22 protein-coding genes are annotated in these 17,600 nt (G+C 38.5%); 17 read left to right on the forward strand and 5 right to left on the reverse strand.

Features of this window, described 5'->3' with window-relative positions; translation table 11 throughout:
- Positions 1 to 3 precede the first annotated feature (3 nt).
- Positions 4 to 1,302, reverse strand: coding sequence for an APC family permease (locus B9A52_RS25915; RefSeq protein ID WP_172805277.1), 1,299 nt, complete (start codon positions 1,300 to 1,302; stop codon positions 4 to 6).
- A gap of 207 nt (positions 1,303 to 1,509) precedes the next feature.
- Between B9A52_RS25915 and B9A52_RS24080 the strand changes: the two genes are divergently transcribed.
- From B9A52_RS24080 to B9A52_RS24120, 9 genes are all read left to right on the forward strand, one after another.
- The gene (locus B9A52_RS24080) at positions 1,510 to 2,460 is read left to right on the forward strand and encodes an arginase (RefSeq protein ID WP_084123117.1); all 951 of its coding nucleotides are present in this window, start codon (positions 1,510 to 1,512) and stop codon (positions 2,458 to 2,460) included.
- Between the two features lie 40 nt (positions 2,461 to 2,500).
- Positions 2,501 to 4,291, forward strand: coding sequence for an arginine--tRNA ligase (gene argS / locus B9A52_RS24085; RefSeq protein WP_084123118.1), 1,791 nt, complete (start codon positions 2,501 to 2,503; stop codon positions 4,289 to 4,291).
- Positions 4,292 to 4,293: 2 nt separating this feature from the next.
- The gene (locus B9A52_RS24090) at positions 4,294 to 4,881 is read left to right on the forward strand and encodes a glutathione peroxidase (RefSeq protein WP_084123119.1); all 588 of its coding nucleotides are present in this window, start codon (positions 4,294 to 4,296) and stop codon (positions 4,879 to 4,881) included.
- 77 nt (positions 4,882 to 4,958) lie between these two features.
- Positions 4,959 to 5,870: a 1,4-dihydroxy-2-naphthoate polyprenyltransferase gene (locus B9A52_RS24095; RefSeq protein ID WP_084123120.1), complete on the forward strand. Its 912-nt coding sequence runs from the start codon at positions 4,959 to 4,961 to the stop codon at positions 5,868 to 5,870.
- Positions 5,871 to 5,942: 72 nt separating this feature from the next.
- Entirely contained in the window at positions 5,943 to 6,794 is an 852-nt protein-coding gene (locus B9A52_RS24100; protein ID WP_084123121.1) for a universal stress protein, read from the forward strand.
- Position 6,795: 1 nt separating this feature from the next.
- Positions 6,796 to 7,152, forward strand: coding sequence for a translation initiation factor (locus B9A52_RS24105; RefSeq protein ID WP_084123122.1), 357 nt, complete (start codon positions 6,796 to 6,798; stop codon positions 7,150 to 7,152).
- A gap of 93 nt (positions 7,153 to 7,245) precedes the next feature.
- The gene (locus B9A52_RS24110) at positions 7,246 to 8,001 is read left to right on the forward strand and encodes an SGNH/GDSL hydrolase family protein (RefSeq protein ID WP_084123123.1); all 756 of its coding nucleotides are present in this window, start codon (positions 7,246 to 7,248) and stop codon (positions 7,999 to 8,001) included.
- Between the two features lie 17 nt (positions 8,002 to 8,018).
- Positions 8,019 to 8,426: a VOC family protein gene (locus B9A52_RS24115; protein ID WP_084123124.1), complete on the forward strand. Its 408-nt coding sequence runs from the start codon at positions 8,019 to 8,021 to the stop codon at positions 8,424 to 8,426.
- A 9-nt stretch (positions 8,427 to 8,435) separates the two neighbouring features.
- Positions 8,436 to 8,999 carry a hypothetical protein gene (locus tag B9A52_RS24120; RefSeq protein ID WP_084123125.1) on the forward strand — a complete coding sequence of 188 codons (564 nt, stop codon included), beginning with the start codon at positions 8,436 to 8,438 and terminating at the stop codon, positions 8,997 to 8,999.
- 10 nt (positions 9,000 to 9,009) lie between these two features.
- Here B9A52_RS24120 and B9A52_RS24125 read toward each other — a convergent pair whose 3' ends face one another.
- Positions 9,010 to 9,972 (reverse strand): calcium/sodium antiporter, encoded by a 963-nt coding sequence (locus B9A52_RS24125; RefSeq protein WP_084123126.1) that lies wholly within the window; start codon positions 9,970 to 9,972, stop codon positions 9,010 to 9,012.
- Between the two features lie 139 nt (positions 9,973 to 10,111).
- Here B9A52_RS24125 and B9A52_RS24130 point away from each other — a divergent pair, with 139 nt between their 5' ends.
- A complete protein-coding gene (locus tag B9A52_RS24130; protein ID WP_084123127.1) occupies positions 10,112 to 10,465 on the forward strand; it encodes a hypothetical protein in 354 nt (117 codons plus the stop codon).
- A gap of 117 nt (positions 10,466 to 10,582) precedes the next feature.
- Positions 10,583 to 11,128 (forward strand): hypothetical protein, encoded by a 546-nt coding sequence (locus B9A52_RS24135; RefSeq protein WP_084123128.1) that lies wholly within the window; start codon positions 10,583 to 10,585, stop codon positions 11,126 to 11,128.
- Positions 11,129 to 11,260: 132 nt separating this feature from the next.
- Here B9A52_RS24135 and B9A52_RS24140 read toward each other — a convergent pair whose 3' ends face one another.
- From B9A52_RS24140 to B9A52_RS24150, 3 genes are all read right to left on the reverse strand, one after another.
- Complete coding sequence (locus B9A52_RS24140) at positions 11,261 to 11,782, reverse strand: GNAT family N-acetyltransferase (RefSeq protein WP_084123129.1); 522 nt, start codon at positions 11,780 to 11,782, stop codon at positions 11,261 to 11,263.
- Between the two features lie 406 nt (positions 11,783 to 12,188).
- Positions 12,189 to 12,491: a type II toxin-antitoxin system RelE/ParE family toxin gene (locus B9A52_RS24145; protein ID WP_084123130.1), complete on the reverse strand. Its 303-nt coding sequence runs from the start codon at positions 12,489 to 12,491 to the stop codon at positions 12,189 to 12,191.
- The gene (locus B9A52_RS24150; RefSeq protein WP_084123131.1) at positions 12,481 to 12,729 is read right to left on the reverse strand and encodes an addiction module protein; all 249 of its coding nucleotides are present in this window, start codon (positions 12,727 to 12,729) and stop codon (positions 12,481 to 12,483) included. The genes B9A52_RS24145 and B9A52_RS24150 overlap by 11 nt, the downstream gene beginning before the upstream one ends.
- 297 nt (positions 12,730 to 13,026) lie before the next feature.
- Here B9A52_RS24150 and moaA point away from each other — a divergent pair, with 297 nt between their 5' ends.
- The 6 genes from moaA to B9A52_RS24180 all read left to right on the forward strand — a co-directional run bounded on the left by moaA (position 13,027) and on the right by B9A52_RS24180 (position 17,291).
- Complete coding sequence (gene moaA, locus B9A52_RS24155) at positions 13,027 to 14,007, forward strand: GTP 3',8-cyclase MoaA (RefSeq protein WP_084123132.1); 981 nt, start codon at positions 13,027 to 13,029, stop codon at positions 14,005 to 14,007.
- 167 nt (positions 14,008 to 14,174) lie between these two features.
- A complete protein-coding gene (locus B9A52_RS24160; RefSeq protein ID WP_084123676.1) occupies positions 14,175 to 15,356 on the forward strand; it encodes a molybdopterin molybdotransferase MoeA in 1,182 nt (393 codons plus the stop codon).
- 3 nt (positions 15,357 to 15,359) lie between these two features.
- A complete protein-coding gene (locus B9A52_RS24165; protein WP_157370285.1) occupies positions 15,360 to 16,103 on the forward strand; it encodes a sulfite exporter TauE/SafE family protein in 744 nt (247 codons plus the stop codon).
- A 39-nt stretch (positions 16,104 to 16,142) separates the two neighbouring features.
- A complete protein-coding gene (locus tag B9A52_RS24170) occupies positions 16,143 to 16,373 on the forward strand; it encodes a MoaD/ThiS family protein (protein ID WP_084123133.1) in 231 nt (76 codons plus the stop codon).
- A 211-nt stretch (positions 16,374 to 16,584) separates the two neighbouring features.
- Positions 16,585 to 16,905, forward strand: a complete 321-nt coding sequence (locus B9A52_RS24175) for a nucleotidyltransferase domain-containing protein (RefSeq protein WP_084123134.1) — start codon at positions 16,585 to 16,587, stop codon at positions 16,903 to 16,905.
- 35 nt (positions 16,906 to 16,940) lie between these two features.
- Positions 16,941 to 17,291, forward strand: a complete 351-nt coding sequence (locus B9A52_RS24180) for a HEPN domain-containing protein (protein WP_262483159.1) — start codon at positions 16,941 to 16,943, stop codon at positions 17,289 to 17,291.
- Positions 17,292 to 17,600: the final 309 nt, after the last annotated feature.

Raw genomic sequence — 17,600 nt, forward strand, 5'->3', positions numbered from 1 at the left:
ATTTCAGTTGGTGGAATTTTCTGACACTTTTTTCTTATCAAATAAAAAAACGATGAAACCTATCAATATTATACCCAATCCGAAAAGGCTTTCTTTTGGACGGTCATATAACATGAAAACCATTATCCAAATGCTAAAAAAAATATAAATCACGGACAACCAAGGCTTAAATGGACTTCTGAATCCCTCTGCTTTTTTCAACAACATTGAAGAACCTATGGTCATGGTACCCATCAGTTGCAATACAAATCCTGCATAAAGCAACACGGCTTCAAATGATCCTGAAAACATCAGAATCAAACTGACAGCTGTATTGAACCAAATAGCACGGACAGGAACTCCTTTGGAATTCACCTTGCCCAAAGGTTTCCAAAATCTGAATTCTTTGGCCATGGCATTGGTAACTCTCGGACCAACCCAAGTATAGCCGCTAATGGTAGCGATCAATTGTATTCCGATAAAAAGACTCACCCAAAAAACTCCCTGCTGTCCAAAAAGATTGCCAAAAGCCAAGGTAGCTACCTGAACTTTGCCGGAAAGCTGTTCAATGCTGGCATGTTTCAACAATACCAACTGAATAAGTACATACAACAACATCACCAAAAAAGTAGCTGAAATCAAAGCTTTGGGCAAACTTATTCTAGGTGAATCTATTTCCTCCACAATATATGCAGCCGAATTCCATCCGGTATAAGCATAAAAAACAAAAACCATTGATACGGCAAAACCTGGCCTCACAATTTCTTTTGTCCAGGAAGAACTGAAATCAAAACTGCTTTCGACTAAGCCAGGAGCCCATAAAGCGCCAATCACAATCAAAGAAAAAACGAATACCAATTTAATTGTGGTAAGAATATTCTGAACCGTTCCGGATTGCGAGACGGAGTAGGAATGAAATACACTGACCAGAAGAATGGAAGCAATACCTAAAGACAGGCTGTTATTATATCCGATGAGCGGCTCCCAATATTGGACCATCGCCATGGCCGCAATAGCGATTGGGGCTGAAAAACCTACTGTAAGTGAAATCCAAGCATATAAATAACCCGCAACCGGGTGAAAGATTCTGGAAAGAAAAACATAATCGCCACCGGATTTTTTGAAATGGGTTCCCAATTCAGCATAAACAAGCGCTCCAATTAGCGCCATCCCTCCTCCTATCATCCATAGTAAAATGATGCTCCAGGTATTTTGGCTATCCATTACTTGAAAACCCAAGCTAGTAAAAACTCCAGTCCCAACCATATTGGCAATTACCAGTCCTGCTGCAGTCTTCCATCCAATTTTTTGTTTACTTTCCAAAGGTTAAAGGGGTTTTGTGTTCTTGGTTCTTGCCTCTTGTTTCTTGGCTCTAATTTCTCGCCTCTCGCTTCTTTGCTTCTTAATTTTAAAATCTAAAATCTAAAATCTCAAATCTACCCTTTACCTCTCTCCCTTGGTTCTCCTCTCTCAAATCGCTACTTTTGCGGCACCAAAAGCTAATTACAATAAACCCTAGAAAATAATTTTATGAGAGATATCAAGCTAGTTGAGGTCCGTTCAGAAATCGCCGCCGGTACAAGAGGGGCAAGTCTTGGAATTGATGCTCTAAAAATAGCAAGTCTGGACAAGACTTCTGATTTTTTTACCAAGTTTGAACCGGTACATGTTCAGGATGCCAATAATTTTCTGTTTAGGGGAAATAAATTTCCAAATGCCAAATATATCGATGGGGTTTACCATGTACTGAAAAATGTCTACAGTAGCATCGAATCGCTTAGGTTGGACAAAAAATTTCCCATTGTCCTAGCCGGAGACCATTCCACTGCTGCCGGCACCATTATGGGGATCAAAGCTGCCCAACCTGAAAAAAGATTGGGTGTGATCTGGATAGATGCGCATGCCGATTTACATACTCCTTACACCACCCCTTCCGGCAATATGCACGGCATGCCCTTGGCCATGTGCATTCAAACAGACAACCTGGAATGTCAGGTCAATGAACTTTCAGAAGAGACCATCCTTTTTTGGGAAAAAATCAAGAAAATTGGTGGTGATTTCCCGAAAATAAAGCCTGAAGACATTGTGTTTATTTCAGTGAGGGATACAGAAGAACCTGAGGATTTTCTTATAGAAAAATATAAAATAAAAAACTTCCCAACGGCAGAGGTAAGATCAAAAGGTATCAAAAAGGTAGCACAGGAAACCCTTGCAATCTTAAAAGATTGCGATCAGATTTACATATCTTTTGATGTGGACAGTCTGGATTCTTCTATTTCATTAGGTACAGGAACTCCCGTACCGGATGGCCTGACAGTGGAAGAAGCTCTTCAACTCAATGAAGAATTGATCAAGGATAAAAGAGTATGTTGTTGGGAAATAGTGGAAGTAAATCCTACTTTGGATTCAGAAAACCTCATGGCCGAAAATGCCTTTGATATTCTGGAAGCCACTACCAAATCGCTTGTCGAAAATTTCTGAAAAAATAATGAACCTTACTAAGGCAGTTTATAAATAGAAAATGAATTTAGAAAGACAGATTATATATTCCCTTGAACAGGCTTTTAAAGAACTGTTTGACCATCAAGTAGGTGAAGAGGAAATATCTCTTCAGCCTACCAAAAAAGAGTTTGAAGGAACATTCACTTTTGTGGTTTTCCCGTTTTTGAAAGTCACCAAGCTCAATCCTGAAATCAGCGGTGCCAAAATCGGTGAATACCTCGTTTCCAACTGTGCACCAGTAAATGCCTTTAATGTGGTTAAAGGTTTCCTCAACATTTCCGTAAGTGAAGCATCCTGGCTTGAGATTTTCAAAGGATTATACCAGAATAAGTCCTTGGGTCAAATGCCTGCAAATGGACAGAAAGTGATGGTGGAATACAGTTCCCCAAACACCAACAAACCTCTCCACCTGGGACACCTGAGAAATAATTTTCTTGGATATGCTGTTTCGGAAATATTGAAAGCAAACGGCTACGAGGTCATCAAAGCCAATTTGGTAAATGATCGCGGTATCCATATCTGCAAATCCATGGTGGCATACAGACATTGTGGAAATGGTGAAACTCCTGAATCAAGCGGTTTAAAAGGTGATCATTTGGCAGGTAAATACTATGTGATTTTTGATAAAGAGTACAAAAAACAGATCTCAGATCTGGTTGGGAAAGGACATATTGAGGAAGAAGCCAAAAAAATCGCTCCCCTGATACTGGAAGCTCAGGATATGCTACGCCTTTGGGAAGCCGGTGATGAGGAAGTAGTCAGTCTTTGGAAAAAAATGAATTCCTGGGTTTATGCAGGTTTTGAAGCCACTTATAAGAAGATGGGGGTTGATTTTGATAAATTTTATTATGAATCAGACACCTACTTATTAGGTAAAGATATTGTCGAAGAAGGACTATCAAAGGGGATTTTTTACAAAAAGGAAAACGGTTCTGTGTGGGTAGATCTCAGCGGGGAAGGATTGGATGAAAAACTTGTATTGAGAGCTGATGGCACTTCTGTGTACATTACCCAGGATATGGGAACTTGCGAATTGAAGTATAGTGATTTCAAATTCGATAAATCAGTCTATGTTGTTGGCAATGAACAGGACTATCATTTTGATGTATTGTTCAAAATCATGCGTAAACTGGAAAGGCCTTATGGCAATGGTCTGTATCACCTTTCCTATGGCATGGTGGATTTGCCCACAGGTAAAATGAAATCACGTGAAGGGACTGTGGTCGATGCAGATGATCTGATGGATGAGATGATCGCTACTGCCGAATCGCACACCAAAGAGCTTGGAAAAATTGAAGGATTCAACCCTGAACAGGCCAAGGAACTTTACGAGATTCTTGGTATGGGAGCTTTGAAATACTTTCTTTTGAAAGTAGACCCTAAAAAAAGAATGCTGTTTAACCCTCAGGAATCCATTGAATTCCAAGGGAATACAGGCCCTTTTATCCAATATTCCCATGCCCGGATCTCGTCAATTTTGAGAAAAGCAGATCAGATTGGAGTGGATTACGATCCAACCGGGTTTTCGGATTTGGATACACTTCAGGATGCAGAGAGAGATTTAATTGTAATTTTGTCTGATTTTGAGAAAAAAATCAAACAGGCAGGAGAAGAATTTTCCCCTTCCCAAATTGCACAGTATTTATTTGACCTGGCAAAGGAATATAATAGGTTCTATGCAGAGTTATCCATCTTCAATGAATCGGATTCCCAAGTACAGTCCTTTAGAATAGCACTTTCTTCATTGACTGCAAAAACAATCAAAGCAGGTATGAAGTTATTAGGAATAAAAGTCCCAGATCGAATGTAACTATGAAAAAAATCTTAATCGTTTTCGCCATCATCGCGTTTGCTTGTACTTCAAGCGTACAAAAACAAAAAACCGATAGCAATCAAATCACAAGTCTTGAACAACTTCTTATGGAAAAATCCATTTATGATTTCAAAATGAAAGATATCAACGGCGAAGAAGTTGATTTCTCTAAATTCAAAGGTCAAAAGTTATTGTTGGTAAATGTGGCTTCCAAGTGTGGCTATACTCCTCAATATGCCGATCTGCAGAAATTGCATGAAGCCCATGGAGACAAAGTAACCATTATCGGATTCCCTGCAAATAATTTTGGCGGTCAGGAGCCTGGTACCAATGAAGAAATCAAACAATTCTGCTCTGAGAATTATGGTGTCACTTTCAAAATGATGGATAAAGTGTCAGTGAAAGGTTCTGACAAGGATCCCTTGTACAGATGGCTTTCAGACAAGGATTTGAATGGTTGGAATGACAAGGAACCATCTTGGAATTTCTGTAAATATTTAATCAATGAAAATGGAGAATTGGTCAAGTTTTTCCCTTCTTCGGTCAAACCAATGGATGAAGAAATAATCAAATTAATTGAAGCTTAGTAGAAGTTGTTTATAACCACAGGGCCTGTTTCTTTTTGGAAACAGGTCTTTTTTGTATTATTGCCAAAATTTGAACCGTGGAGATTACTTTATCCAATAAAAAACAAGCTTGGCTTCATGCCATTAGATTAAGAACCCTCCCATTGGCCTTGTCCAGCATTCTGACGGGTTCATTTTTAGCTGCATTCTATCAGGTTTTCAGAATTGAGGTTTTTGTTCTTGCGGCACTTACGACCGTCTTTCTTCAAATCCTTTCGAATTTATCCAATGATTATGGAGATAGTGTCCATGGGGCAGACAGCAAAGACAGGGAAGGTCCTATCCGTGCAGTTCAATCAGGTGTCATCAGTCTTATGGAAATGAAAAGAGCTATGATCTTAGTGGGATCACTTTCGTTGGTTTCAGGTCTCTTATTGCTCTATGTTTCACTGGAAGACTGGAAACTTTTTTTTATCTTTTTAGGACTCGGAATTGCAGCAATATTTGCAGCAGTATCCTATACATCAGGGAAAAATCCTTATGGCTATATCGGTTTGGGGGACATCTCAGTTTTTTTGTTTTTTGGACTTTTAGGAGTTATCGGGACATATTTCCTGCACAGTCTTTCTTTCAACCCTTCCATTTTGATGCCGGCAGTTTCTTTAGGGTTTTTCAGTACTGCCGTTTTGAATATCAATAATATCAGAGATATTACTTCAGACACCAAAGCTGGAAAAAAATCCATCCCGGTCAGAATAGGAAGAAAAAATGCGGTAGTCTACAATTGGCTTTTGATCTTAGGAGGAAATGTCTTTTTGTTGTTCTTTGCCTTGTCCCAGCAAAACTGGGGATGTTTAACGGCACTTTTTATTTTGCCACTGATGATAAAAGTTGGTATTGGCGTTAAAAATGAGAAAATTTCCAAAAATCTGGATCCCTATCTCAAGAAAATGGCTGTTTCAACCCTACTTTGGGTTCTGGCTTTTGGGGCAGGAATATTATTTTTTTAGATAAATAGCTAAAGCTATTGATGGTATTGATGTATTTTTTGTATTTTCCTGCATCAATAAACACCCTATATCATGAAAACTATTCTTGTACCCTACGATTTTTCCAAAGAAGCTGGTTATGCTTTGGATTTTGCCAAAGAAATGGCTGAAAGAACCCAAAACCATCTTAAACTTTTCCATGTCATAGAACTACCTACTCCCCAGAGCTTTAACAGTTTTGGTGAAGCCGGCGCTTTCAGCAATGAAGGCTCACAGATTTTTATGATAGAGTTGATAGATAAAAGGAAAAAGCAAATGGCCGAATTTGAGGCAAAATATAAAGACCAAGGTTTTTCTTTTGAAACCAAAATGGTTTTTGGTAATCCTTTTGCCGGCATCTCCAAAGAAATACTGGATGCCAAAGCTGATATTGTTATTATGGGAAGCAAGGGTTCTTCAGGCATTGAGGAAGTTTTGATAGGAAGCAATACCGAAAAAGTGGTCCGGAATTCCAGTTGCCCGGTTTTGACAATCAAAAGCAAGGTTTCTCCCAAGGATATCCAAAAAGTGGTTTTTGCAAGCGACTTCAATGAGGTGCCCGGAGATGTGGTAGCAAGACTTAAGACTGCCATAGCTACAATAAACGCTGAACTACATCTTGTAAAAATAAATACTCCGAGCATTTTTGAAAATACCAGGACCTCTAAAGAAAAAATGAAGGCATTTGTGGAAGATTTTGAGGTTGAGGCAGCATCCATGGAGGTGTACAACAGTGCGTCAGAGGAAGATGGAATTTTGGAATATGCAGAAGATATGAACGCGGATATGATTGCTATGGCAACTCATGGCAGAACAGGTTTCTTGCATCTATTGAGCGGCAGTATTGCTGAAGATGTGGTCAATGCAGCCAAAAGACCTGTATGGACTATGAAATCAAAAAAATAACATGTCCAAAAATAAAAACAACGATTGGAAGAAAAGGGATGGTGTAGTGTTTTCGACCCGTGAAGATTTCAATTTTGATTTTGGTGGAAATCCTGAGGCAGAAACAATTCCTGCCAAACAGCAAAACCTGAAAGTCATGTTGGATAAAAAATCCAGGGGAGGCAAGCAAGTGACTTTGATCGAAGGTTTTATTGGAAAAGAAGATGACCTCAAAGAGCTTGGAAAACTTCTGAAAAGCAAATGTGGTGTAGGGGGAAGTGCCAAAGACGGTGAAATACTCATCCAGGGAGACCATAGAGATAAGGTATTGCAAATCTTACTTCAGGAGGGCTACAAAGCCAAAAAATCCGGTGGATAATTTCATCCAACATCAAAAATATGATCCCATTTAGAAAAACACCAAGTTTTAAATAAGCTTGGTGTTTTCTTTAAATCAATAACCGGCAATGAAATGATAAACAGGCTTCGCTATTTTTTAGAATTAATCCTTTTGCTTCCCTTTTTGCCATTTTTCTATTTTAAGGAAAAAAAACTTAGAGAGACCATAATCAAATTGAAACCTCAAAGTGAATTCCTGGAATTGGGTTTTGACAAGGATGTCAAAAATATTTTGATCATAGGAGAATCTACCGCAGCGGGAGTTGGTGCCAGTACACAAGAAAAAACATTTGCCGCGCAGATCTATCACCAAAGCGACAAAGATTTCAATATCTATAATCTTGGGAAAAATGGACTCAAAGCAGGAAGACTAAAGAGACTATTGGCACACGCCAAACAGGAAATTCCTGAAAAGTTTGAAATTGCCATTATTTTGATCGGGGCCAATGACTGTTTCAAATTCACTCCGCCCGGAAGATTCAGTCATCAATTGAAGGAATTCATAGAATTATTGCTAAATCAAAAATCAGTTCAACAGGTAATCCTGCTTTCCATAGCACCTGTCCAACATTTCCCATTAATTCCTGGAATCATGCGGTTTTTTTTGGGAATGCACAGGAGTATTTTGACAAGAGAATTGAAGTCTTTGCGGAAGAATATCCCTGGGTTGGATTTCAATAATTTCAAATTCGAAATATCTTCTGAATTCCTTGCCTCAGATGGTATCCATCCTTCGGACAAGGGCTATGAATTGATGGCAAAAGAAACGATCAAGTCAATTCAAAAAAAGGTGATCCCTATGGAGTCGTCTAAAAGGTTAAAGAATTGACCGCAAACTGAAAAAAAATGAAACAATTCATTTCAAGATTTACTTTGGTGGTCAGGGATTATGATGAGGCCATCGAATTTTATACCCAAAAACTCCATTTCGAACTTTTGGAAGACACAGCAATGTCAGAAACCAAAAGGTGGGTAAGAATAGCCCCTCCGGGATATCAGGAAGGCAACTGTGAAATCTTATTGGCAAAAGCGGTTGGAGAAGACCAGGAAAAATCAATAGGAAACCAAAGCGGCGGTAGGGTGTTTTTATTTTTATATACTGATGATTTTGAAAGAGACTACCAAAATCTCCTAGACAAAGGGATACGTATTTTCAGAGAAAAAAGCGTAGAATCCTATGGAAAAGTTGCAGTGTTCAAAGATTTGTACGGTAACCTTTGGGACCTTATTGAGCCTGTAAAACCCGACAAATAAGAAGAAATAATGAAATTGGCCAGAACTATTTCCATCATTGGACATCCTCTTCTTTTGGGAACCATTTATGTGGTTTTGATGAGTTTTCATAATCTGCCAATACAAACTGCGTTTGCGGTTTCTTTATCAGTCATCGTGCTGATTACTATTCCCATTATTTTTAATAATTGGAGAAAAACAAAAAAGGGAATCTATACCAATTTTGATGTTTCTGACCGGAAACAGCGAAAAGGATTTTACCCCTTTGCCATCATCCTGGTTATTGTTTTGCTTTTGGTTTTTTGGACTTTTGATTTTCCGGGAGAAGTGATTTTAAAATCACTGGTGTTCTTTGTCATGGTCTTGCTAATGGCCTTGATCAACCTTAAGCTAAAAGCATCCATGCATGCAGGGATTGCATTTTATATTGCTGTATCCGTTTTCAGCGTAGGTTTATTGCCGGGTTTAATGCTTTTGGGATTGGCCATCCTGATTTCTTGGTCAAGATTGGAACTGAAAAGACATAGCGAAATGGAAATCATCGTAGGCGGATGTATGGGAATTATTTTTGGATACTTGAGCCTGATTGTATAAATATTATTGATTAGTTGAAAACCAAAAGTGCCAAATAACCCATATAAAGTGCTAAAAGCAATCCGCCCTCCCACCTTTCAAGTGCCCTGCCTTTTCCTGTGAAAATAAACAAGAACAATAAAAGACCTGCTACAATATTTGTCAGTATATCTAAATTACTTGCCGGGTTGACCTGTACAGGTGTTATGATGGACGAAACACCCAAAATCAAAAACGTGTTGAAAATATTGGAACCGACCACATTGCCAATGGCAATATCCACTTTCTTCTTTCTCACTGCGGCAACAGACGTGGCCAACTCAGGAAGAGAAGTACCAATGGAAACGATAGTCAGGCCAATAATCCTTTCTGACATTCCGAATAAATGCGCCAATTCAACAGCATTATCCACAATCAATTTCCCTCCAAATACCAATCCTGCCAATCCGACCAAAATCCAAAAGATTGATTTCGTGGTGGTATAGCCTAAAGGTATTTCAATGCTCTCACCTGTTTCTTGACCATTTTTTGAAACCATAATATTATACACCAAAAAAATCGTGAAAAAGAGGATCAACACCAAGCCATCGGACCTGGATATAAAATCATTGACCTGAAAATTTAAAAGCATGTCATTAGCCAAGATCCATATCAAAACCGCTGCCAATAAACTTAAAGGGATTTCGATCCATGTAGTATTTGATTTGACAGTGAGGGGGTATATCAGGGCAGAAATTCCCAAAATGCCCAGCACATTGAAAATATTACTTCCCAGAACATTGCCCATGACCATTTCGGATGAACCGTTGACTGCAGCAAAAATATTGACCACCATTTCGGGGGCAGAAGTGCCAAAAGCGACAATTGTCAAGCCTATTACAATGTTGGGAATACCGAAATTTGCAGCAAGCGCAGAAGCAGCATCAACCAATTTATCGGCACCAAAAACCAAAAGCACAAATCCTAAAACGAGTAAAATAATGGAAATAATCATAGTTCAGTAAATTGCATCAAATGTCGTCTTTGTTTGGAACATTCAAACATGTTGCCAAAAAAATAAAATAAATATTGGCTCACATTTTGATCAGGAATTAAATGATATTTGACCCAGTTTCCAGATCTTCAATTACCTGATGAAAGGCCTTCTCAACTACATATCCTTCCTGCTGATTTTGGTCCTTGGATCAAACAGTATAATAAGTGGCTTTTCTGGCCCCAAGGATAAAGAGTTGTCTTCTTTTGAGCAGGATATGCTCAGCGATTCTCAGGTTGATGTGCATTTCAATTATTTTGTAGATGCTTCATCTGAAAAAATAATCATCCCTTCCTTTAAGGCAAAGCATTTTGACTTTAATGGATCAGGTATAAAATTGAATCAAATATCCGGAATTCTTGAGAGTGGATCACTTCGCTTGGATTGGTTCAAAAGAAAGGAGAGATTTTTCGATGTTCAAAAACTCCTTTACCCATTTCATTTTTTCCTGTAGTTGTGAATTGAAAAGTAGTTAAAGGAATAAGTTCTCCTTTGAGCTAATTTATGGATTGCCGATTAAACCGGTTCTCCCAAATACTTCATTTCACATTCACAAAATTACACTTACATCATGTTAGACATTGATCCCGTATCATTGGGTATATCCCTGATTGTATTGTTGGCTTTTATTTGGCCATTATATTATTACAGCAGAAAACAAAAATTAAAACTGAAATCCCAAAAGGAGTTTCTCGAGAAAATCCGCCAGTCTTCTCAACTTCAATTTGATCATGAAGATCATTGGAGGGGATTATATGGTTTGGGCCTTGATATCAAAAACAAAAAGCTCATCTATGTTTTTTTTGGAACCCCATCTGAAACAAAGACGATAGATCTCCAAAAGGCCCGCAATATTTCGATTCAAAAAACCGAACATGAAGTTGGTAATGGAAAGGAAAAAAGACAGGTTCTGGATCATTTGGCAATCCAAATCGACTGCCTGGACAAAACCCACGTTTTGGAATTTTATGATTGCAATAAATTTTCAGACCTCGATGGAGAATGGCCTTTAATCAGAAAGTGGGAAAATATTCTAAAACCTCTGATCAAAGAAAACAGAATTGAAAATCCCGCAGTTAATGCTTTAAGAGGAAATGCAACTTCAATGATCAGCTAAAAGTCACTAGGTTCTGTAAAATCATAAATAGAACACAGATGACGCTGATTGAACTGATATACACAGATAAAAAAATCAGTGGGAATCAGCTAGATCAGCGTCATCAGCGTTCCCTAAATCTAAAAATAAACATTAATCAGTCTTCAATTCCAGTTTATAAAGATTGAGGTTTTCCTTGCTGTCGGGGGATTTGACTACACCATCGTATTTCATTCCTAGTTTTCCCAAGAGTTTGATAGAAGTTGCATTTTCAGGAAGTGTGATGGCCAATAAAGTTTCGATCCTTAATTGTTTTCTTGCATACTTAACTACCGCATCGGCTGCTTCATAAGCATATCCTTTCCCCATAAATTCCGGCAAAAAAGCAAAACCCAGGTCAGGATGTTCCAGATTGTCTCTCTTTAGAATACCGCACATCCCAATGGGATCACCTGTCTCTAGTAACTCAACTAGATAAAGTCCAAATCCATTTTTCTCATAACTGAGTAAAGGTCCATTTTGAAGGTACCCTTTGGCATCCTCTTCTGTCCTCACTCCCCTATCTCCGATAAATTCAATCCAACCCGGACTGTTGAGCAGTTTCACGATGAAAATACTATCATAGAAAGTCAACTTTCTAAGTATTAGTCTCTCTGTCTTAAGACTATGTTCCATATAGAGAAGTTCTAAGTTTTTCTTCCAAGACGAAAACTAGTCAAAAAACTATTGATTTTTTAAAAACCATCCTTTTCTCTTGTTAGCCAAACATTAAAATTAAAAATCGACTAATTTCACCAATATTAGCCCTCTTACAAAGAGAAGTTTAAATTTGGATAACAAGGGTCTTCAGACCTCCAACTTCCAACTATTTCTAGGCGAAGTTCAGGCATTCTACTGGTCGGGGTGAAAAAAACAGAATTTAATCACCAATAATCCAATTCAATCAGACCTTTTGCCCTGTGTATATGCACATTTGGGTGGTTAGATACTTTGGGTTAGATACTAGCAACAGCTGTACGGGACTACTCCTATTTCCATTACCAAATTTTACTCAGAATGGGCAGGGTGTCTGAAGACTGGGCTATTTCAACCGTTCTTTCCACCTTCTAGGATGCTGGTTTGTGTTAAACACGGATATAACATCAATATCATTACCATTGACAATATATAAAATCAAGTAAGGAAAACGGTCTACCACAAAAGCCCTGACTTTATTCTTAAAACGAATTCGGTAAGTTGTCGGGTTGATGGTTATGGCTTTTCCTGCTGCATCAAGTGCCTCCAAAAATTCTTCGCCCAAGCCCTCCTTTTGTTTTTCATACCAGAGAAAGGAGTCATAAACATCCGATTCTGCCTCTTCTGATAATTGGTAATTATAGGGCATCTTTTGCGCGGATTCTTACCTTGTCCTTTACAATGTCCCATGGGGAAAACTCCATTTCCCCTTTCTCATACTTCTCAAGCCTGTCCTCAAGTTCTTTCATCTGTTTTGCACTTAATTCATAAGAACTTTCCTGTTCCTCTTTCAGTCCCTGAAGTTTTTTAAGGATTGATTTGTCCTGAAGCTCGGTAAGCCAGTGTATAAGGTCGATTTTAACAGATTGTACGTCCATACTTATCATTAATTAACATTTAAAGTTAACGATTTATTTATGTAATTGATCCACCCACCCTTGTTAAAATCTAACCTTAGGTGGCAGCTGAGTTGCAGTTTGCAACTACACCTTTTATACCCTATCCAATCAATAATTAGAAAATTAAAGAAATCCAACAATAATCCACCTCAATCATAGTTATAGTTTACGTTGGATTATGGCCATCTTCGGTCTTCGGTCTTCCGTCTCCCAACTATCCAACACATATTCCTTTCATTTCTTTCACTTTTTAGACATCTTTGTTATTCATCCAAGCAGGATTAAATGCTCATAGACCAACATCAAAGGATTCACAATTACCTCCGGATATCGCTGACTGATAGCTGTAATTTCCGTTGTGCCTATTGTATGCCCAATGAGGAGATCGAATGCATGCCCAATTCCAAACTTATGTCCACTGATGAGATCGAGTCGATAGCAAAGACATTTGTAAGCTTGGGTGTAAACAAAATCCGGTTGACGGGAGGCGAACCATTGGTAAGGAAAGAATTTCCTGAGATTGTCAGCCGATTAGCCAAACTTCCTGTTGAACTGACCCTGACTACCAACGGGGTATTGGTGCACAAGCATTTGGAGCTATTCAAAGAAGCAGGAATCCGTTCCCTGAATGTCAGTTTGGACACTTTGGATCCGGAGACTTTTTTCAAACTGACCAAAAGAAATCAGTTTCAGCAAGTTTGGGATAACATCCTGTTGCTGTTGGACCATGGATTTAGGGTCAAAATCAATGCGGTGGCTTTAAATGGCATCATTGAAAAAGAACTTTTGGGATTTGTGAAAATCACGGAGAAATTACCGCTTCATGTTCGCTTTATAGAATTCATGCCTTTCACCGGAAATCACTGGAAAAGTGATAAAGTAATCACTGCCCGCCAGATGCTTGAATTGGTACAAGCGGAATATGATACTGTAAAGCTGATAGACGAAAAACACGATACTGCCAAAAAATTCAAAGCAGTCGGCCATCAGGGTACTTTTGCTTTTATCACCACCATGAGTGAACATTTTTGCGGTAGCTGCAACAGAATGAGAATCACTGCAGATGGAAAGATGAAAAACTGCCTTTTTGGAAAAGAAGAAATGGACCTATTGGGGACCTTAAGAAAAGGTGAAGATATACTTCCATTGATCAAACTATCCATATTTAGGAAACATGCCATCTTGGGCGGTCAGTTTACCCAGGATTACGAAAAGGCTGATGCCGATAAAATCGAAAACCGCAGTATGATCAAAATAGGAGGTTAAATCCTTTATGATTTTTCACAAGGTAAAATCAATAGAGTATCCATAATATTCAAATCTAGGTAATTCAATGTAGGCCTACCAAACAATATCTTAATATCAATCAATATAGCATTAAGAATTGATTGATGTTTGGAAACCTAAAAAATCCCAAAGATTTAAACATAAAGATGATATCCGTAACAGAAGCAAAAGAGATTTTATCCAAATACATCATTAAGGGTCAACCTGTTTACATGCCTTTAGAGGAATCCTTGGGAATGTTTTTGGCCGAGGATATTCCTTCAGGTTACGATATTCCATTTTTTGACAATTCAGCCATGGATGGCTATGCCATCGCTTGGAAGGATGCAGACAACAAAAGAAAGCTAAGGCCTGAGACAAAAATCAGGGCAGGGGAATTGGAGGGTTTTGTATTGGATGAAAATGAAGCCATACGGATTTTTACCGGAGCCCCAGTCCCAAAGGGTGCAGATACAATTATTCCTCAGGAATGGGTGAAGATAGACGGTAATACATTTTCATTTGAGATAGATAAATTTGAAAAAGGGTCCAACCTCAGGTCTCAAGGAGCACAAAATAAGGTTGGCGATATAATAGCCTTAAAAGGGTCTGAAATCACTCCGGGAATGATCGGATTGCTGTCTTCGGTTGGGATGCATGAAGTACGTGTTGTTTCAAAACCAAAGGTTGGGATTATTCTCACAGGGGATGAATTAGAGGAAATCGGTAAACCCCTGAGTTTTGGAAAAGTGTATAATTCCAATGGCCCGGTTCTCAAAGCCTATCTCAAACAGTTGGGAATAGATGAAGTTGAATTGGCCACGGCCTTGGATGAACCAGCCAAATTGCAGGAAACCATCGATCGTTTTCTTGAAAAATACGATGCTGTCCTGATTTCCGGTGGCATTTCGGTTGGTGATTATGATTTCGTAAAAGGAAGTTTGGAAAAAGCACGCGTAAAAGAACTTTTCTACAAAATCAGGCAAAAGCCCGGGAAACCGCTTTTCGTCGGCCAAAGAGAAAACCAATGGATCTTTGCATTACCCGGAAATCCGGCTTCCACCCTTACCTGCTTCAACCAATATGTCAAGCCTTGTTTAATGGCTTGGATGGGCAAAACCAATGTTTGGGAACCTACAGGGATTTATCCATTGGTCAATGATTTTATCAAAAAACCAGGAATCACCCTCTTCCTCAAAGCAAAATTAGAAAATGGCTCAGTACACATCCTGCCCGGGCAGGAATCTTTCAACCTGATTTCTTATGGTACTGCCAATTGCATTGCTGAGATCGCAGAGGAAACAGAAAATCTACAGGCCGGCGCCCCTGTCAATGTTTATGTTTGGTAAAATATGGGATTGGACCTGAACGACCTATTTCTATACCTCATTCTACCTTTGGTTGCATTTTTATATGCTTCAGTAGGTCATGGAGGTGCCAGCAGTTATCTGATGGTATTGGCTTTATTGAACTTTGCTCCTGAGCAAATCCGCCCCACTGCACTCATCATGAATATGTTTGTGTCCATGATGGCTTTTCTTGGATTCCGAAAAACTGTGGTTTTTCCAAATAGATTGTTTCTTTCCCTGATCATTTTTTCCATTCCTGCCGCATATCTAGGCGGTTCAATTTTGGTAGATACCATCCTTTACAAAAGGATTTTAGGCATTTTGCTTTTCTTCCCCATTCTGCGGTTTCTCAATGTCTTCCCAATCAATGAAGGTAATTTAGTCGAACAAAAATGGTGGATGGCACCTCTTTTGGGATTATTGATAGGCTTTTTTTCCGGACTGATTGGTATTGGTGGCGGAATCATCCTCTCCCCCATTCTGCTGATGCTCGGCTGGACCACTATGAAGCAAACCGCCGCAGTCAGTGCCCTGTTTATTTTCCTGAATTCTGTTTCCGGTTTTCTGGGAGCTGATGGCTTTCAGATTCAGATTGATCAGCAATTATGGATTGTGATGCCCCTGACTATTTTGGGAGGAGGGCTAGGCGCTTATTTGGGTGCTAGAAAGTTCAATCCCATTGCCATCAAATATTTGCTCACTGTGGTCCTGTTTGTTGCTGCTATCAAATTAATCTGGACTGGCTAAAGGATTTTGATTAAATTTAAGTCTAAAATACAATAACTTATGATTAAGGTCAAAGCCTTCGGAATGGTAGCGGAAAAAATCCGGACGAATGAATTGGAATTGCAATACATGCCCGACACAGATGTCCTACTTGGATTTCTTCATCAACAATTTCCAGACCTGAAACATATCAAATTTAGCCTCGCGGTCAATAGAAAACAGGCGGTTGGAAAAACCATGATACCCCTTGGTGCAGAAGTGGCACTGCTGCCACCATTTTCGGGAGGGTGACAGAGTGAATGGATATTGAATGATAAGATGAGTGGAGACAGAAAATATAAATTGTAAAAAAGCAATGGCCAAACTTAGTTTTAACCATGAATGAACAATGGAAGATCGTGAACTTAAAAATGGCAAGTATATTACTTTGGACATTTAAGCAAAAATTGATTTAGGTAAACAAACCCAATTATTAAAATAACCAAATGATTATATTTGATTTATGAATAAGACTGAGAAATGGCTATTAGATCAAATAAAAGGTATAGTTACCGACCTAGACCCTAAAGCCAAAGTTTATTTATTTGGTTCTAGGTCAAAAGGAACCTCCAAAAAAATGTCTGACTGGGACCTACTAATTCTCCTAAATAAAAAGAAAATTACACTAGAAGACGAAAATAAAATCACGAACCCATTGTATGACCTGGAATTTGAAACAGGAGAAGTAATTAGCCCTATGGTATACAGTGAAAATGAATGGGACACCAAATATAAAATCACTCCTTTTTATCAAAACGTTATGCGTAGTGCAATTCTTCTATGATAGGAAATAATCCCGAGGACTATATTAATTACAGAATGGAGCGGGCCTTGGAAACCATTGAAGAGGTGCAGACTCACATAAATAATAAATATTACAATACAGCGATTAATCGAATGTATTATGCCTGTTTTTATGCTATTGGCGCACTACTATTAAAGGATAATATAGAAGTCTCTAGCCATCAAGGAGTAAGGCAGAAATTTGGTGAACACTTTGTAAAAACTGGGAAAATTGACAAGGAATTAGCAAGACATTTCACCGAATTATACGACAAAAGGAATAAAGGAGATTACAATGATTTTTTCGATTTTGACGAAAGCACAGTAAAAAAGCTATACCCAAAATCCAAAAATTTGGTAACTCAGATAGGGGAAATCTTAAAATAATCACTTCAACTTCCTTTAAAAGGAATTTTCTTATCTGAGAATCTGCTGCTGTAATCTCATATACTGGTCAAATCATCAATTGCCTGTTGTGCCCAGATTATTCAAACCATTTCTCCAATTTCATTTTAGATTCTTCCTCGGAAAAAAATTTCCCATACAGAATTTGCTGTTGTCCTTCTTTTATTTTAGGGCTTTATGATAGTATTCGGAAAGGTTGGGATTGAAATCCCATATGTCTTCCATCCATACCTTTTGCTTTTGATTACCCCTATTAGTTCCGATATTTACATATCAGCGAGGATGGAGTTG

Source organism: Aquiflexum balticum DSM 16537 (assembly GCF_900176595.1).
GTDB lineage: Bacteria > Bacteroidota > Bacteroidia > Cytophagales > Cyclobacteriaceae > Aquiflexum > Aquiflexum balticum.

What these genes read in the sequence shown, in the direction of transcription:
- B9A52_RS24150 (WP_084123131.1), bottom strand. Translation starts at nt 12,729, where the DNA reads ATGATAAGTATGGACGTACAATCTGTTAAAATCGACCTTATACACTGG.
- B9A52_RS24090 (WP_084123119.1), top strand. Translation starts at nt 4,294, where the DNA reads ATGAAAAAAATCTTAATCGTTTTCGCCATCATCGCGTTTGCTTGTACT.
- B9A52_RS24140 (WP_084123129.1), bottom strand. Translation starts at nt 11,782, where the DNA reads ATGGAACATAGTCTTAAGACAGAGAGACTAATACTTAGAAAGTTGACT.
- B9A52_RS24105 (WP_084123122.1), top strand. Translation starts at nt 6,796, where the DNA reads ATGTCCAAAAATAAAAACAACGATTGGAAGAAAAGGGATGGTGTAGTG.
- B9A52_RS24165 (WP_157370285.1), top strand. Translation starts at nt 15,360, where the DNA reads ATGGGATTGGACCTGAACGACCTATTTCTATACCTCATTCTACCTTTG.
- B9A52_RS24180 (WP_262483159.1), top strand. Translation starts at nt 16,941, where the DNA reads ATGGAGCGGGCCTTGGAAACCATTGAAGAGGTGCAGACTCACATAAAT.
- moaA (WP_084123132.1), top strand. Translation starts at nt 13,027, where the DNA reads ATGCTCATAGACCAACATCAAAGGATTCACAATTACCTCCGGATATCG.
- B9A52_RS24175 (WP_084123134.1), top strand. Translation starts at nt 16,585, where the DNA reads ATGAATAAGACTGAGAAATGGCTATTAGATCAAATAAAAGGTATAGTT.
- B9A52_RS24115 (WP_084123124.1), top strand. Translation starts at nt 8,019, where the DNA reads ATGAAACAATTCATTTCAAGATTTACTTTGGTGGTCAGGGATTATGAT.
- B9A52_RS24135 (WP_084123128.1), top strand. Translation starts at nt 10,583, where the DNA reads ATGTTAGACATTGATCCCGTATCATTGGGTATATCCCTGATTGTATTG.
- B9A52_RS24080 (WP_084123117.1), top strand. Translation starts at nt 1,510, where the DNA reads ATGAGAGATATCAAGCTAGTTGAGGTCCGTTCAGAAATCGCCGCCGGT.
- argS (WP_084123118.1), top strand. Translation starts at nt 2,501, where the DNA reads ATGAATTTAGAAAGACAGATTATATATTCCCTTGAACAGGCTTTTAAA.
- B9A52_RS24100 (WP_084123121.1), top strand. Translation starts at nt 5,943, where the DNA reads ATGAAAACTATTCTTGTACCCTACGATTTTTCCAAAGAAGCTGGTTAT.
- B9A52_RS24110 (WP_084123123.1), top strand. Translation starts at nt 7,246, where the DNA reads ATGATAAACAGGCTTCGCTATTTTTTAGAATTAATCCTTTTGCTTCCC.
- B9A52_RS24120 (WP_084123125.1), top strand. Translation starts at nt 8,436, where the DNA reads ATGAAATTGGCCAGAACTATTTCCATCATTGGACATCCTCTTCTTTTG.
- B9A52_RS24145 (WP_084123130.1), bottom strand. Translation starts at nt 12,491, where the DNA reads ATGCCCTATAATTACCAATTATCAGAAGAGGCAGAATCGGATGTTTAT.
- B9A52_RS24170 (WP_084123133.1), top strand. Translation starts at nt 16,143, where the DNA reads ATGATTAAGGTCAAAGCCTTCGGAATGGTAGCGGAAAAAATCCGGACG.
- B9A52_RS24130 (WP_084123127.1), top strand. Translation starts at nt 10,112, where the DNA reads ATGAAAGGCCTTCTCAACTACATATCCTTCCTGCTGATTTTGGTCCTT.
- B9A52_RS24160 (WP_084123676.1), top strand. Translation starts at nt 14,175, where the DNA reads ATGATATCCGTAACAGAAGCAAAAGAGATTTTATCCAAATACATCATT.
- B9A52_RS24125 (WP_084123126.1), bottom strand. Translation starts at nt 9,972, where the DNA reads ATGATTATTTCCATTATTTTACTCGTTTTAGGATTTGTGCTTTTGGTT.